The 14,917-nt window shown below is 64.9% G+C and carries 16 protein-coding genes; 11 read left to right on the forward strand and 5 right to left on the reverse strand.

Translation table 11 applies throughout. The features are described from left to right. Positions 1-3 precede the first annotated feature (3 nt). The 4 genes from JGU72_RS22090 (at position 4) to JGU72_RS22105 (ending at position 3,044) form a co-directional block, all read left to right on the forward strand. Positions 4-1,092: a C40 family peptidase gene (locus JGU72_RS22090; RefSeq protein ID WP_199686245.1), complete on the forward strand. Its 1,089-nt coding sequence runs from the start codon at positions 4-6 to the stop codon at positions 1,090-1,092. Next, positions 1,089-1,439, forward strand: a complete 351-nt coding sequence (locus JGU72_RS22095) for a hypothetical protein (protein ID WP_199686246.1) — start codon at positions 1,089-1,091, stop codon at positions 1,437-1,439. Before JGU72_RS22090 ends, JGU72_RS22095 begins: the two co-directional genes overlap by 4 nt. Next, positions 1,436-1,735 carry a YbaB/EbfC family nucleoid-associated protein gene (locus tag JGU72_RS22100; RefSeq protein WP_199686247.1) on the forward strand — a complete coding sequence of 100 codons (300 nt, stop codon included), beginning with the start codon at positions 1,436-1,438 and terminating at the stop codon, positions 1,733-1,735. The genes JGU72_RS22095 and JGU72_RS22100 overlap by 4 nt, the downstream gene beginning before the upstream one ends. A gap of 64 nt (positions 1,736-1,799) precedes the next feature. After that, positions 1,800-3,044 (forward strand): primosomal protein, encoded by a 1,245-nt coding sequence (locus JGU72_RS22105; protein ID WP_199686248.1) that lies wholly within the window; start codon positions 1,800-1,802, stop codon positions 3,042-3,044. An 8-nt stretch (positions 3,045-3,052) separates the two neighbouring features. On the opposite strand, the gene JGU72_RS22110 is transcribed toward JGU72_RS22105, so the two are convergent. Beyond that, on the reverse strand, positions 3,053-4,153 hold the full coding sequence (locus JGU72_RS22110; RefSeq protein WP_233532833.1) for an adenosine deaminase: 1,101 nt from the start codon (positions 4,151-4,153) through the stop codon (positions 3,053-3,055). Between the two features lie 232 nt (positions 4,154-4,385). Here JGU72_RS22110 and JGU72_RS22115 point away from each other — a divergent pair, with 232 nt between their 5' ends. Both JGU72_RS22115 and JGU72_RS22120 read left to right on the forward strand, forming a co-directional pair. Continuing rightward, the gene (locus JGU72_RS22115; RefSeq protein WP_199686249.1) at positions 4,386-5,267 is read left to right on the forward strand and encodes a cyclopropane mycolic acid synthase family methyltransferase; all 882 of its coding nucleotides are present in this window, start codon (positions 4,386-4,388) and stop codon (positions 5,265-5,267) included. Then, positions 5,264-6,316, forward strand: coding sequence for a fused (3R)-hydroxyacyl-ACP dehydratase subunits HadA/HadB (locus JGU72_RS22120; protein ID WP_199686250.1), 1,053 nt, complete (start codon positions 5,264-5,266; stop codon positions 6,314-6,316). Before JGU72_RS22115 ends, JGU72_RS22120 begins: the two co-directional genes overlap by 4 nt. Positions 6,317-6,332: 16 nt before the next feature. Here JGU72_RS22120 and JGU72_RS22125 read toward each other — a convergent pair whose 3' ends face one another. Next, on the reverse strand, positions 6,333-7,610 hold the full coding sequence (locus JGU72_RS22125; RefSeq protein WP_199686251.1) for a thymidine phosphorylase: 1,278 nt from the start codon (positions 7,608-7,610) through the stop codon (positions 6,333-6,335). Next, positions 7,603-8,061 carry a cytidine deaminase gene (locus JGU72_RS22130; RefSeq protein WP_199686252.1) on the reverse strand — a complete coding sequence of 153 codons (459 nt, stop codon included), beginning with the start codon at positions 8,059-8,061 and terminating at the stop codon, positions 7,603-7,605. Before JGU72_RS22130 ends, JGU72_RS22125 begins: the two co-directional genes overlap by 8 nt. Before the next feature lie 178 nt (positions 8,062-8,239). On the opposite strand from JGU72_RS22130, the gene sdhC reads away from it, so the two are divergent. Genes sdhC through JGU72_RS22150 form a run of 4 tightly spaced genes read left to right on the forward strand, consistent with a single transcriptional unit; the run spans position 8,240 to position 11,661 of the window. Next, positions 8,240-8,656, forward strand: a complete 417-nt coding sequence (sdhC, locus tag JGU72_RS22135; RefSeq protein WP_199686253.1) for a succinate dehydrogenase, cytochrome b556 subunit — start codon at positions 8,240-8,242, stop codon at positions 8,654-8,656. After that, complete coding sequence (locus JGU72_RS22140) at positions 8,656-9,102, forward strand: succinate dehydrogenase hydrophobic membrane anchor subunit (protein WP_199686254.1); 447 nt, start codon at positions 8,656-8,658, stop codon at positions 9,100-9,102. Before sdhC ends, JGU72_RS22140 begins: the two co-directional genes overlap by 1 nt. A 7-nt stretch (positions 9,103-9,109) precedes the next feature. Beyond that, positions 9,110-10,879 (forward strand): succinate dehydrogenase flavoprotein subunit, encoded by a 1,770-nt coding sequence (gene sdhA / locus JGU72_RS22145; protein WP_199686255.1) that lies wholly within the window; start codon positions 9,110-9,112, stop codon positions 10,877-10,879. Then, the gene (locus JGU72_RS22150) at positions 10,879-11,661 is read left to right on the forward strand and encodes a succinate dehydrogenase iron-sulfur subunit (protein WP_199686256.1); all 783 of its coding nucleotides are present in this window, start codon (positions 10,879-10,881) and stop codon (positions 11,659-11,661) included. Before sdhA ends, JGU72_RS22150 begins: the two co-directional genes overlap by 1 nt. On the opposite strand, the gene JGU72_RS22155 is transcribed toward JGU72_RS22150, so the two are convergent. Further along, positions 11,654-12,442: a maleylpyruvate isomerase family mycothiol-dependent enzyme gene (locus JGU72_RS22155; RefSeq protein ID WP_199686257.1), complete on the reverse strand. Its 789-nt coding sequence runs from the start codon at positions 12,440-12,442 to the stop codon at positions 11,654-11,656. The genes JGU72_RS22150 and JGU72_RS22155 overlap by 8 nt on opposite strands. A gap of 69 nt (positions 12,443-12,511) precedes the next feature. On the opposite strand from JGU72_RS22155, the gene JGU72_RS22160 reads away from it, so the two are divergent. After that, entirely contained in the window at positions 12,512-13,861 is a 1,350-nt protein-coding gene (locus JGU72_RS22160; RefSeq protein ID WP_233532834.1) for a D-alanyl-D-alanine carboxypeptidase family protein, read from the forward strand. A gap of 1 nt (position 13,862) precedes the next feature. On the opposite strand, the gene yhjD is transcribed toward JGU72_RS22160, so the two are convergent. After that, positions 13,863-14,909 carry an inner membrane protein YhjD gene (gene yhjD, locus JGU72_RS22165; RefSeq protein WP_199686401.1) on the reverse strand — a complete coding sequence of 349 codons (1,047 nt, stop codon included), beginning with the start codon at positions 14,907-14,909 and terminating at the stop codon, positions 13,863-13,865. Positions 14,910-14,917: the final 8 nt, after the last annotated feature.

Consider the following 14,917-nt stretch of genomic DNA (forward strand, 5'->3'; position numbering starts at 1 on the left):
AACGTGCTCGACGCAGCGGCACTTGCCGCGCCGATCGTGCAGTTGCTGACGACATTCGGTACCGGCGTCCTACCAGGCGGCGGTCCGGCCGACGTTCTGCGCTCGTCCTCGGTTGCCATCGATTCGGTGCACTCGCTCGGCCGTACCGGAATTGCTCACCTCGAGGCGTCGTGGTCGGGCGCAACGGCCGACCACGCGGCCGACAGAGCGGCCGCGGCGCAGGGCTCTGCAGTAGCGATCTCCGATCGCGGCAACTCCATCGCGGACGTCCTGTCTCTTGCCTGCGCCGATGTGAACGCGGGCATCGCCGAACTGAGCAAGATCCTCGATTCCTTCGTTTCTATCGTTGTCGCCGCGGCACCGACCCTTGCCACACCGACCGGCCAGACCATGGTCATCGGAGCGGCCATCGAACACCTCGGCCGCGCGCTGGCCGTAGTCGCCAAGGTCCGCGAGCAACTGGCCGCGCACTCGGCGCGGATGCTCGAGTTCGTCGATCCGCCCGCAACACCGACGGCCCCGGCGGCGACGATGCCTGCCTCGCAATCCACTTCCGCGGGCGCCGACCTCGGAACGAGGTTCGTCTCCAGCGCCGCGCAATCGACGGGCGCTCCCCCGGTTCCGGACATGATCTCTGCGCTGAACGGCCACAGCGGCCAAGGCGCCGCGGGCCCGTCGGCCTACGTGGCCAACGGGCAGGGCGTCGAGGTTGCGATGCCCGACGGCAGTACGGTCGTCGCGCCGAACGAGAAAGCCGCCGATGCGCTACGTCACGCGCTGAGCCAGCAGGGCACGCCCTACAGCTGGGGCGGCACGACACCCGGCGTCGGGTTCGACTGCAGCGGTTTCACCCAGTGGGCATACGGCGAGTCCGGCGTCGAGATCCCGCGCACCGCGGCAGATCAAGCGGTCGGCATGTCGGTGAACGCGGCCGATCTCATGCCTGGCGACCTCGCCGTCTGGGATGGGCACGTGGCGATGGTGGCGGGTAACGGGATGTTGATCGAGGCCGGTGATCCGGTCGAACTGAGCCCGTTGCGGACCAGCAACATGGGCATGGCATTCCACGGCTTCTACAGGCCGACGGCATGAGCAAGGAAGGAGAGTCGGTGCTCCCACACGTCACTGCCGTGACCAGGACGAACCGATCGGGCACAATTTCGGTGCGCGCGACGGATCAGGGCTTACCCGTCGACATTCAGATCGAGCGCCGGGAGCTGCGCTTCGGTGCCCAACCGCTTGCTGACGAGATTCTTCGGCTGACCAGGCTGGCAGCACTCGAAGCCGGTGCGCGTCGTCGCGAATCACTCGCGCAGTCCGGAATACCTGCTGACATCCTCGATCGCCTCGGCCTACCGACACGAGATCAGGTCGTGGCGCGCGAGGACGTGTTCGAGGAGCAGGAAACCGCCCCCACGTCATGGCTGCGGCCGGTATGAGCCAGCAGATGGACGCCTTGGTCGCGAATGCCACGGCGAAGCTCGAGCAGCTCGAAGCGGCCCTGGATTCGCTGCAGAAACTCAGGGCGCGCTTCACGACCCCCGACGGCACGGTCACCGCGGAAGTCGACGGCAACGGCGCCCTGGTCGGCCTCTGGCTCGACGAAGCGGTCGGCGGTATGGCGCCCAATGCCGTCGGCGCTGCGATCACGCAAGCCTGTCAGCAGGCCGCAGGCCTCGCCGGACAGCGCCGCGCGGCCGTGCTGACCAGGCTCAACGACGCGTTTGCATCCTGATGCCCGCGCGCTGTGACCGGGGCTGCATAGTGCGGTCGCCGAACTGTCGATAGGCTTTCCAACCATGGCAGCTGGAGACATCGTCCCGATCGAACTCGGACTCACCGATGGCGATCTTGTAACCCTGTGGGCTCCGCGTTGGCGCGAAGGCGACGACGAGTGGGAGGCCTTCCTCGGTCGTGACGATGCCCTCTTCGGCTTCGAGTCGGTTGCGGAGCTCGCGGCTTTCATCCGGTCCGACAAAGAGAACGACCTTGTGGAACACCCGGCCTGGCCGGTTGTCGTGGCCTTGTCGGCCGCCGAGCTCGAGCCCGAGGACACCCACTGCTTCGACCTGGTCGGCGTTCCCGAGTTGGCCGCGGCCGATCCGGACGCCGACGTGGTTGCCGAGTTGGAGGACACACTCGAGATGGTGCGCACCATCGGCGAGGTCTGCGAACTGGACGCGGTCCTGAAGTTCTTCAGTGCCAATCCGATTCTCGGCGCACTCCCGGGTGGTGTGAATGCGTTTGCCGGTCGGGACGGTGAAGAGCTGTGGGATCAGGTCGGTACGGCCGTTGCCAAGGACTGGGACTCCGTGCTCGACGCGATCGACAAGGTGGTCTCCACGCCCAAGGTCGACGCTTCCGCAGTCGCGCTCGCGGAGGCAGAACTGCTTGCCGCAGACGAGAACACGGTGGATGCCGACGACGTCACCGACGAAGACGACGAATCCGAGTTCGAGGCAGTCGATTTCGAAGACGACGAGGATGAGGACGATGATTCGTTCTGGCACTCTGTCGGCATCGATCCGGTGAAGATCATCATGTCCAGCGGGATCTACTTCACGCTGCGGTGTTACCTCGACGACGATCCGATCTTCCTCGGAAACGACGGAAAGATAGACGTTTTCACCTCGGAGCGCTCTCTTGCACGCCACCTGGCCGACAATCACGAGCACGACCTCGCCAAGGTCAGCACCTACTCGCAGGTGCAATCGGCGGCCGTCGACGGGTCGCTCGAGGTCGAGGTCACCGACGAGAACGTCTACGTGCTCACCGGTTTGGCCGACGACCTCGGCGAGGGACCGGAGTCGGTCGACGCCGAGCAACTCGACCTCGCGGTCGAATTGTTTACCGATGCAGGCGATTACGCCGAAGACGGGGCCGTCGAAAAGGCGCTGGCGCCGTCGACGCCGCTCGGCTGGTACGTGTCGTACGTCCTGAATCCCGATCCGACACGGATGGCTCCCAGCCCGCCGTTCGGCGACGAGGCGGAGGCGTGGCGCGCACTGGAAACCGGGTTCGAGGCTCGGATCGCCAAGCGCTGAACGGCGTTTCAGCCCAGTATCACGGCGTAACCGGGTTTGATGACGTTGTCGATGAGCCATAGCCGCTCGGGGAAAGGAATGAAGGACGACTTCATCGCGTTGATCGTGAACCGCTGCAGGTCGCTCCAGCCGTAGCCGAAGGTCTCGACGAGCTTGAGCATCTCGCCGCTCATCGTGGTGTCGCTCATCAATCGGTTGTCGGTGTTCACGGTTACGCGGAAACGCAACCGGGCCAGCAGCGCGAAAGGATGCTCCGCGATCGACGCCGCGGCTCCGGTCTGCACGTTGGACGTCGGGCACATTTCGAGCGGAATGCGCTTGTCCCGAACGTAACTCGCAACGAGCCCGAGCGTGGCATCACCGTCTGCCGCGACATCGATGTCGTCCGTGATCCGCACGCCATGACCGAGCCGGTCGGTTCCGCAGAACGCCACGGCTTCGTGGATCGACGGCAGGCCGAACGCCTCGCCGGCATGGATCGTGAAGTGCGCGTTGTTCGTTCGCATGTATTCGAACGCATCGAGGTGCCTGCTCGGCGGAAATCCAGCCTCGGCGCCTGCGATGTCGAAGCCGACCACGCCGCGGTGCCGAAAGCGCACCGCAAGTTCCGCGATCTCACGCGACCGCGCAGCATGTCGCATCGCCGTGAGCAGACAGACGACACGGATTCTGCGACCGGACGCCGCAACCGCCGACTCGCCCGACGCGAACCCGGCCAGCGTGTGCTCGACAACTTCGTCGAGCGTGAGGCCGTCCTCCAGGTGGAGTTCGGGGGCGAATCTGATCTCCGCATAGACGACGCCGTCCGCGGCCAGATCCTCGACGCACTCGCGCGCGACGCGCTCGAGCGCATTCGGCGTCTGCATTACCGCAACGGTGTGCTCGAAGGTCTCGAGGTACTGCACGAGCGACCCACTGTTCGCGGCATCGCGGAACCAGTCACCGAGCGCTGCCGGATCGCTTTCGGGGAGCCGGTCGTAGCCGCACTCGGCGGCTAACTCGATGACCGTCGACGGGCGCAGGCCGCCGTCGAGATGATCGTGCAGCAGCGCTTTGGGCGCCTGCCGGATAGTCGACAGATTCAGCGGCATCGGACCGGTGAGCGGCATACCGCAAACCGTAACCCCCGACCTGCGGTCCACGCGCGCGGATCGGTCCGATCTCACACCAATCCGATCCCGCCCGGGCCCCGAATGCCTACATACCAATCGCCGATCGCGGCGCCCAGAAGAGAAAAACGTTGCTCTGCAATGTTTTTCGTTGGGTGCTGAGCGCTGGGAGCGGTTGGCAACGCGCAGCCGATTCCGTCCCACCCGCATAACCGACACACGGCGGTGACCCATGCCCGAACGCCTTCTGCCCTTTTACGACGACGTGCAAGCCCACTACGACTTGTCAGACGACTTCTTCGCAACGTTTCTCGACCCGACCCGGACCTACAGTTGCGCGTACTTCAGCCGCGACGACATGACTCTCGAGCAGGCCCAGCTCGCGAAGATCGATCTTGCGCTCGGCAAATGCGATCTCCGCCCGGGAATGACGCTGCTGGACGTGGGCTGCGGCTGGGGCTCGACGATGATGCGAGCTCGCGACCACTTCGACGTGGACGTCATCGGCCTGACGCTGAGCCGCAACCAGTTCACACACGTCACCCACGCGACCGACAGCCCGCTGCGCAACGGCAGGACCGCCGAGGTACGACTGGAGGGCTGGGAGGATTTCGACGAACCGGTCGACCGGATCGTCTCGATCGGCGCATTCGAGCATTTCCGGAGGGAGCGCTACGGGGCATTCTTCGAGCGCTGCCACTCGATCCTGCCGCCTGACGGCCGCATGCTGCTCCACACGATCGTGCAGTACAACCGCCACGAGATTCGGGCGAAGGGACTCCCCATCAATCGTGAAGTCCTCGAATTCGCCAACTTCATCAACGCCGAGATCTTCCCGGGTGGGCAACTTCCGGAGCCGGAATGGGTCGTCGCCGACGCCAGGGCGGCAGGTTTCGTCGTCGAGCGAATCCACCCGCTGCGGCTCCACTATGCGCGCACGCTGGACCACTGGTGCGCCACCCTGCGCGAGCACCGCGACGAGGCAATAGCTGCAGCCTCGCCCGCCGCCTACGACACATATGTGAAATACCTCGGCGGGACCGGGGATTACTTCAGAAATGGGTACATAGACGTCATGCAGTTCTCACTCGCCAAGGCGCCCGGTCGCGGATGAGTGTCGACACGACCACGTCCGCCGCTACCGCCGAAGCCACCGCTCTGGTCGGAAATCCTTTGCGGCTCAACGGCTATTACGAAGTGGGACGCGAGAAGATCCGGGAGTTCGCGCGCGCAGTGCAGGACGCCCATCCGGCGCATCGATTCGAAGCGGCGGCAATCGCGCACGGCCACGACGGATTGATCGCGCCGGTCACCTTCACCGCAATCCTGGGCGCCATAGCGCGGCGGCACATCTTCGAGAACTTCATGCCTAACTACGACCTGAGCCAGGTTCTGCACACCGAACAACGGATCACGTCCCATCGCCCGGTCCGGGCCGGTGACCGATTGATCTCGTACGTGACACTCGAAGCCTTCCGGCACGGCCACGGTCAGCACCTGTTCGTCCTCCGGATCGACATCGTCGACGAGAAAGACGAATACGTGCAAACCGGCTGGACGACGATCGTCGGGCGCGCAGGCGGCGAAGGCGCCGACGACAGGCTCGCGCGTGCGGTGAAGACGATCGCGGCGACCGAAGTCCCGACGTCCACGCCCTCTGCCGGAAATGCGTACAACGTCGCTGCCGCGGACGGGCCCGCCGACACCCTCGCTCCGTCGTACGCGCAATACGAACCTCGACCGCAGCGCCGCCTTTCCGAGGTCGCTGTCGGCGACTGTGTGCCCGAGCACGTCAACTACGTCAGCCGGGGCGATCTGGTGAACTACGCGGGTGTGTCCGGCGACGCGAACCCGATCCACTGGAGCGACACGATCGTGGACATAGTCGGGCTGCCGAACGTCGTCGCCCACGGCATGCTGACCATGGGCCTTGCCGCCGGTCTGGTGACCGAGTGGGTCGGCGACCCCGGTGCCGTTCAAGAATTCGGCGTTCGCTTCGTGAGCCCCCTGTACGTCCCCTCCGACCGGTCCGCCGAAGTGCGCTTCAGCGGCAAGGTACGTGCGATCGACACCGCCGCCCGCACCGCTACGGTCGCCCTCACGGGACTCGCCGACGGCAGGAAGATCTTCGGCCGCGCTGTGGCGACGGTTCGTCTCGCCTGACCCGTCCGTCCTGCTGTCAGCCGATCCGCTCGATGATCAGCGGCGGCGGCGAATAGCCTTCCGATACCGACCATGCACCCGTGAGCGCCTCGAGCGCCGAGGCAATCGACTCCGGCGTATCGGTGTGCAGCGTGAACAGCGCATCACCGGCCTGTACGGCTTCGCCGGGCTTTGCATGCATGACGACACCCGCGGCCGACTGGACCGCGTCGCCCTGGCGAGCCCGGCCGGCGCCCAGCCGCCAGGCTGCGATCCCGACCGCCAGCGCGTCCAACGTCGTCAGTACGCCGGATTCCGTCGCGCGCACGAGCTCGGTGTGCCGAGCCTTCGGGAGGGCGGCGTCGGGGTCTCCGCCCTGCGCGGCGATCATTGCCCGCCAATGGTCCATCGCGTGCCCGTCGGCAAGTCGTTGCGCGGGATCCACGTCCTCGACGCCGGCAAGAGCCAGCATCTCGCGTGCGGAGGCAATCGTCAGTTCGACGACGTCCGCGGGACCGCCCCCGGCCAGGACCTCGACCGATTCGGCGACTTCGAGTCCATTGCCCGCGGTCGACCCCAACGGCACGTCCATCCGGGTGATCATCGCTCGCGTCGGCAGCGACGCATCGGTGCCGATCTCCACCATCGTTTCCGCAAGCTCGCGCGCGTCGTCGTACTTCTGCATGAACGCGCCCGATCCGACCTTCACGTCGAGCAGCAGCGAACCCGTACCCTCGGCGATCTTCTTGCTCATGATCGAGCTCGCGATGAGCGGGATGGACTCGACTGTGCCGGTCACGTCACGTAGTGCGTAGAGCTTCTTATCGGCGGGCGCTAGATCGGCACCGGCCGCGCAGATGACGGCCCCGACTGCCGGGTCCGCGACCAACTCCCGCATGCGGGCGCTCGACACCTGCGCGCTCCAGCCCGGAATCGCTTCGAGTTTGTCGAGTGTGCCGCCCGTGTAGCCGAGACCTCGGCCCGCAAGTTGCGGCACTCCGAGACCACACGCGGCGACGAGTGGAGCAAGCGGAAGCGTGATCTTGTCACCCACTCCGCCGGTCGAATGCTTGTCGACGGTAGGTCGCGGGAGGTCCGTGAAATCCATCCGGGAACCCGACGCAATCATCGCCGTCGTCCACGCGCTCGTCTCGGTACGTGTCATCCCGCGTAACAGGATCGCCATAGCCAGTGCCGACATCTGTTCGTCTGCAACGGTTCCGCGCGTGAAGCCGTCGACGACCCAATCGATCTGCGCGCGAGTCAGTTCGTGCCCGTCCCGCTTGGCCCGAATGACCGATACGGCGTCAGGCACCGGAGCCTCCCGATACCCGCTCGATATCGTCGGGACCGAAAGCGTTGGGCAACAAAGCACTAAGTGAAACGGCACCGTTTCGAGTATCGATCAAGAGGCCCGGGCCGCCGTGCTCGAGAAGAAGCTGCCGGCATCGCCCGCAAGGCATCAGAATCTCGTTACCCGCGTCACAAACCGATACTGCGAGCAGTCGTCCGCCACCGCCGGAAAAGAGGTTCGACACCATTCCGCATTCGGCGCAGAGACTCAGTCCATATGAGACATTTTCCACATTGCAACCGACCACTATTCGGCCGTCGTCGACGACGCCCGCAGCGCCTACCGCGAAGTTCGAATAGGGCGCATAGGCGTTTTGCATCGCCCGTCTCGCATTGGCGCGCAACACATTCCAATCGACGCCGTGGTCTGCGACACCCTCGGCCGGCGAGTTGCCCCGGTCTGAAATTCCCATCTTCAGATCTCTTTTCACATTGGAAAGGCAAACCTAACAAAGGCATTTATGCACAGTAAGAGCGCCAGTTGATCTATGTCGTTGTATCGCGGGGGTTTAGAGTTCACCACAAGTCGGTTCTCGTCGACCGGACACCCGCTCGGCGCGTCCATCGAAGACGTTGGAGGCAAGGCACGCGATGGCAAGCATTATTGACGCGGACGCTCCAGAAAAGGAGCCCACGCGATCGCTGTACCGCGGCGACCCCGGGATGTGGTCGTGGGTGATGCACCGGATCAGCGGCGTCACGCTGTTCTTCTTTTTGTTCGTTCACGTTCTCGACACTGCGCTCGTTCGCGTCAGCCCTGAGGCTTACAACGAAGTCGTCGACACGTACAAGAACCCCATCGTCGGCTTGATGGAACTCGCGCTCGTCGCGCTCGTCCTGTACCACGCGCTCAACGGCGTGCGGATCATGCTCGTCGACTTCTGGTCCGAGGGCCCGCGTCACCAGCGCCTCATGCTGTGGATCATCCTCGGCATCTGGTTCGTCGTGATGATCCCGGCATCCGGCCGCATCTTCTACAACATCTACATGGGCACGTGGGGGCACTGATGAGCGTCGAAGCCCGTTCTCTGTCGAAGTCCTACGATCGCCCGGCCAGCCTCGACAACCCGCGTGCGCCGCGGAAGGCGTCGAAGAACAACTTCGAGTTGTACGCCTGGCTGTTCATGCGGTTCTCCGGACTCGCGCTGATCATTCTGACCTTCGGCCACCTGTTCATCATGCTGATGTGGGACGAAGGCGTTCACCGGGTCGACTGGCAGTTCGTGGCCGACCGCTGGTCCTCACCGTTCTGGCAGTTCTGGGATCTGACGATGCTCTGGCTCGCGCAACTCCACGGCGGGAACGGATTGCGAACGGTCATCGCCGACTACTCCCGCAAGGACTCGACGCGCTTCTGGCTGAACACCCTGCTGGCGCTGTCGATGATCCTCATCATCGGGCTGGGCACGTACGTGATTTTCACCTTCGATCCGAACTTCACCCCCGGGGAGTAGCACACACATGCCCGAACCTCAGGTTCACGAACACAGGTACGACGTCGTCATCATAGGTGCAGGTGGCGCCGGGATGCGCGCAGCGATCGAGGCCGGTCCGCGCGTTCGCACGGCTGTCCTGACCAAGCTCTACCCCACTCGCAGCCACACCGGTGCGGCTCAGGGCGGTATGTGTGCGGCGCTCGCCAACGTCGAAGAAGACAACTGGGAGTGGCACACCTTCGACACGGTCAAGGGCGGCGACTATCTCGCCGACCAGGACGCGGTCGAGATCATGGCGAAGGAAGCGATCGACGCCGTTCTCGATCTCGAGAAGATGGGGCTGCCGTTCAACCGGACGCCCGAGGGCAAGATCGACCAGCGCCGCTTCGGCGGGCACACCCGCAACCACGGCCAGGCCGCCGTGCGCCGCGCGTGTTACGCCGCCGACCGCACCGGTCACATGATCCTGCAGACGCTCTATCAGAACTGTGTCAAGCACGACGTCCAGTTCTACAACGAGTTCTACGTGCTCGACATCGCGATCACCGAGACGGACCGCGGCCCGACGGCAACCGGCGTCATCGCCTACGAGCTTGCGACCGGCGAGCTGCACATCTTCCAGGCCAAATCGATCATCTTCGCCACCGGCGGATCGGGCCGGATGTACAAGACGACCTCGAACGCCCACACCCTGACCGGTGACGGCATGGCGATCGTGTTCCGCAAGGGATTCCCCTTGGAGGACATGGAGTTCCACCAGTTCCATCCGACAGGCCTCGCGGGTCTGGGAATTCTCATCTCCGAGGCGGTCCGCGGCGAGGGCGGCATCCTGCGCAACGCCGACGGTGAGCGATTCATGGAGCGCTACGCGCCCACGATCAAGGACCTCGCGCCGCGTGACATCGTCGCGCGATCGATGGTGCTCGAGGTGCTCGAAGGCCGCGGCGCCGGACCGGACAAGGACTACGTCTACATCGACGTCACCCACCTGGGCGCGGAAGTACTCGAGGAGAAGCTCCCCGACATCACCGAGTTCTCGCGTACCTACCTCGGCGTCGACCCCGTCACCGAACTCGTCCCGGTGTTCCCGACCTGCCACTACGTCATGGGCGGCATTCCGACCCGGATCCGCGGCGAGGTGCTGCGCAACAACGAAGACATCGTCTTCGGGCTCTACGCCGCCGGCGAGTGCGCCTGCGTCTCCGTGCACGGTGCGAACCGGCTCGGCACCAACTCGCTGCTGGACATCAACGTGTTCGGTCGCCGTTCGGGCATCGCCGCCGCGGAGTACGCGGAACGGCGTCCGGACTTCATCCCGCTGCCCGAGAACCCCGCCGGCATGGTCCAGGAATGGCTCGCGCGGATCCTGTCGGGCGAAGGCCACGAACGCGTCGCCGACATCCGCACCGAACTGCAGAAGTCGATGGACAACAACGCGTCGGTGTTCCGCACCGAAGACACGTTGAAGCAGGCCCTCACCGACATCCATGCACTGAAGGAGCGCTACGCGCGAATTACGGTGCACGACAAGGGGAAGCGCTACAACAGCGACCTTCTCGAGGCGCTCGAGCTCGGCTTCCTGCTCGAGCTTGCCGAGGTGACGGTCGTCGGTGCGCTGAACCGCAAGGAGTCCCGCGGTGGACACGCGCGCGAGGACTACCCGAACCGTGACGACGTGAACTTCATGCGGCACACCATGGCGTACAAAGAGGGCGAAGACCTGCTCTCCGATATTCGCCTCGACTTCAAGCCGGTGGTTCAGACCCGCTACGAGCCGATGGAGCGTAAGTACTGATGACTACGTCTGTTGAATCCCCGGCGAGCACCGGGCAGACTCCCCCGCCCGTGCCCAACGGCTCGGTCATGGTCACGATGAAGATCGCGCGCTTCAACCCGGAGAACGACCTCGGTGCGCACTGGGACAGCTTCCAGGTCCCGTGCCTGCCGACCGACCGGCTCCTGAACCTGCTGCTCTACGTCAAGAACTACCTCGACGGAACACTGACTTTCCGGCGCTCGTGCGCGCACGGTGTCTGCGGTTCGGACGCGATGCGCATCAACGGCGTCAACCGACTGGCGTGCAAGGTGCTCATGCGGGACATGCTCCCCAAGGACAGCAACAAGACGCTGACCATCACGGTCGAGCCCATCCGTGGGCTGCCGGTCGAGAAGGACCTGATCGTCGACATGGAGCCGTTCTTCGACGCCTTCCGTGCGGTCAAGCCCTACCTCATCACCAGCGGCAACGAGCCGACCCGCGAGCGCATTCAGTCCGCGGCCGACCGGCACCGCTTCGATGACACGACCAAGTGCATCCTGTGTGCCTGCTGCACCACGTCCTGCCCGGTGTACTGGAACGACGGCAGCTACTTCGGTCCGGCCGCGATCGTGAACGCACACCGGTTCATCTTCGACAGCCGTGACGAAGGCGCCCGCGAGCGCCTCGACATTCTGAACGACGTAGAAGGCGTCTGGCGTTGCCGTACGACGTTCAACTGCACCGACGCGTGCCCTCGCGGCATCGAGGTCACGAAGGCGATTCAGGAAGTCAAGCGCGCGCTGCTGTTCGCTAGATGATGTTGACGGCGTCGAGGAACTTCTCGGCAACGTCCTTGTCGCCTTCGATCGTCAGGTCGTGATCACGCCATTTCTCGCGCGTGGTCGCCCATAGCGGAAAGTCGGTCGATCGCCCTGTTATCCGGGCGATCGGCTTGGCGCCCTTGCCCGGTTCGACCTCGAGTTTGCCTTTGCGCAGCGGCGTGATCTGCCAGTTCCCACCGGCCGGACCGGTCAGGGTGAGCCCGATCGGCCGGTTCAGCCAGGTCATCGATTCGCGGTTCATCTGACCGAGGCCGGCGAGCATCCATTCCAGCGTGACTGCCATCCGCTCTTCGTCGATCGGCGGTGCAGGCCTGTCGAGAGCTGGGGCGATGTCGTGCTTCAGATGGGTGTACCAGTCGAAGACGAACACTGACGGCAGCAACCGGATCGGATACCTGCCTAGGTTCCCCAGCGGCAACGGGATCGCCCCGAGCGGCCCGCCGGTCGTGACCCGGAGCAACGACGCCGCCCGCGCACTCCACTTTTCGAATTCGGCGAGGACCTTGTCCGCAGGCATATCGCGCCACGACTCGAGGAGATCCTCGTTCTTGGCTTCGGTGTCGCTCGTTGCGATGACACCGATGATCTTGGGGCTGAACATGACCTTGCACTCGCCGGCGAAGTGCGCGACAACGTCCTTGACGCGCCACCCTGCCGCACGGCTGTCCGTCTCCCAGTCCGCCGCCGACAGGTCGCGGCAGTAGTCGAGGACCTCCTGCCGCTGAGTTCTCAGCGCCTTGATCCTGTCGATCGGCACGGCGTCTCCTTCCGGACTGATGCGGGCTTGCGCCAACCTTAGGGTGAACACCGGTACGCTGCATCGACAATGAACACGCGCGTCACCGCTCTCCTGCTCCGATCGACAGTCGTCTCGATGATCCTCGTCCTCATCGCACTGACGGGGATTCCCGCGATCGCGGACCCCGACGACTCCACTTCGAGCGGTAGCACGACCACGTCGACGACCCCGCCTTTCACCACACCGCGAACCGACGACTGCCCGAACGAGACCGCGCCTCCTCGCGCGATCGACTCGTCCGAGGTGCCCGCGCCCGGAGAGCCGACCCCAGGCCCACTTCCGATTCCCGACGATCCTGTCGGCGGGGACGAGCTCGGCGAATGCGGCGTCATCACGCCCTCGGGCTCGAATGCACTACCGAAGGACATCTCCGCAACCGCCTGGGTGCTGGCGGACCTCGATACGGGCGACGTGCTGGCGGCGAAAGACCCGCACGGGCGCTACCGCCCGGCCAGCACGATCAAGGTGCTGCTGGCGATCCTCGCGCTGGACGAACTCGATCTGCGCCGCACCGTCACGGGCACGACGGCGGACGCCGATGTCGACGGCACGCGGGTCGGGATCGGGCCCGGTGGGCGGTACACGAACATGCAACTCATGCAGGCCCTCGTGATGGCGTCGGGTAACGATGCCGCCCACGCGATCGCGGCGCAGCTCGGCGGCGACGAGGCAACCGTCGAGCGCATGAACGAACTCGCGGTCTCGTTGGGCGGATTGGACACCCGCGTCGCGACCCCGTCGGGACTCGACGGACCGGGGATGTCGACATCGGCCTACGACCTCGCGCTGTTCTTCCGGGCGGCGATGCAGATCCCCACGTTCGCGACGTTGATCCACACGGAGCAGGTCGATTTCCCCGGGTTCCCCGCCGACCCACGTATCCCCGACGACAAGGATCATCCGGGCTTCCCGATCGGCAACGACAACCAACTGCTCTACAACTACGACGGCGCGCTCGGCGGCAAGACCGGTTACACCGACGACGCCCGCCAGACGTTCGTCGCCGGTGCCGAGCGCAACGGTCGGCGACTTGCGGTGACGTTGTTGGCCGCGGACGTCAAGCCGATCCGGCCATGGGAGCAGGCCGCTCGGCTGCTCGACTACGGCTTCGCACTCGATGCCGATCAGTACGTCGGAACCCTGGTCGACGAGAACGACGACGCGTCGACGTCGACGCGCACCCGTTCCACCAGGGCCGGCGAAGTGACGCTTGCCGCGCCACCGGAGCGAGGCTCGGACGGTAGCTCGACCGACTCCGACAGCGGCACCCACACAACGATCGTCCGGGTGCTGATCGTTCTCGTCGGAGTGCTGATCGTACTCGCGTGCCTGCTGGCTGCGGATTCGCTCGATCGCCGCAAGAAACACGGCCGCTGAGCTAGCCGCGTTTGCGCCGCATCCCCGAAAGCCCCAGTGCGGCAACCACACCCGCACCGAACAGCGCGAGACCTCCCGCCGCCGTCGGGCCGCCGCGAACTTCGACGCGAGGCGCGATGATGGTCGCTTCCGGCGGTTTCACGACGGCGAGAGCCAAATTCTCCTCAGCGGTCGCTGCCCACGCCGTTGCGAACAGGATGATGCGCGAGGTGAAGAAGCTGAACACCATGATTCCGAGAATCGGGCCGAACGCGACTCCCGCGGGACTGCTGAGCACGGTCTTGAGATAGAACGTCGCGATCTGCTTGAAGATCTCGAACACGATCGCAGCGAGTAGTGCGGCTTTGAGTGCGCTCTTCAGCGTGACTGGCTCGCGGGGCAGACGCGCGATGACCCAGACGAACACTGCCCAGGACGCGAAGACCGCCAGCGCGATCGAAACGATCTTCAGTGCGATCCCGACTCCCGGAGCGTTCTCCAGGTTGACGAGGGCGAGAAGCCGCCGACCGACAGTCCCAGAGCTCACCGCGGAGAAGCCGAGCGACAGCACGAGGGCGAAGGCGAGGCCTACCAGCGCACCGAGGTCGACGATCTTCGTCTTGAGGAAACCGTCCGGCTCGTGCTTCTGGTCCCACTGTTCGGTAAGCGCGGCTCGCAGATTGTTCATCCACCCCAGCCCGGCATAGAGGCCACCGACCAACCCGATCACACCGACGGTCGCGCGTGAGTCGACGGCTTGCTGGATCAGATCGTTCAGCGTGTTTCCCATGTCGCCTGGGACGCTGTCGCGCACCTTGTCCTTTGCGTCGAGCAGCAGTTCCGGGTTGCCACTCAGCACAAAGCCCGCGATCGAGAAGCCGACCATGATCAGCGGAAACAGGGCGAGGACCGTGAAGTACGTGATTCCCGCGGCGTAGAAATCGCCGCGTTGGGCCTGAAACCTGGCACCGGCCCGAATCAGATGATCGAGCCACGGGCGCTTCGCGCGCTGTTGCTCCAGTGTTGCCTTGACGTCGCTAGCTTTCTCCTTGACGTCGTCGACCTTGATGTCCGGGA

This window comes from Antrihabitans auranticaus, assembly GCF_016481275.1.
GTDB lineage: Bacteria > Actinomycetota > Actinomycetes > Mycobacteriales > Mycobacteriaceae > Antrihabitans.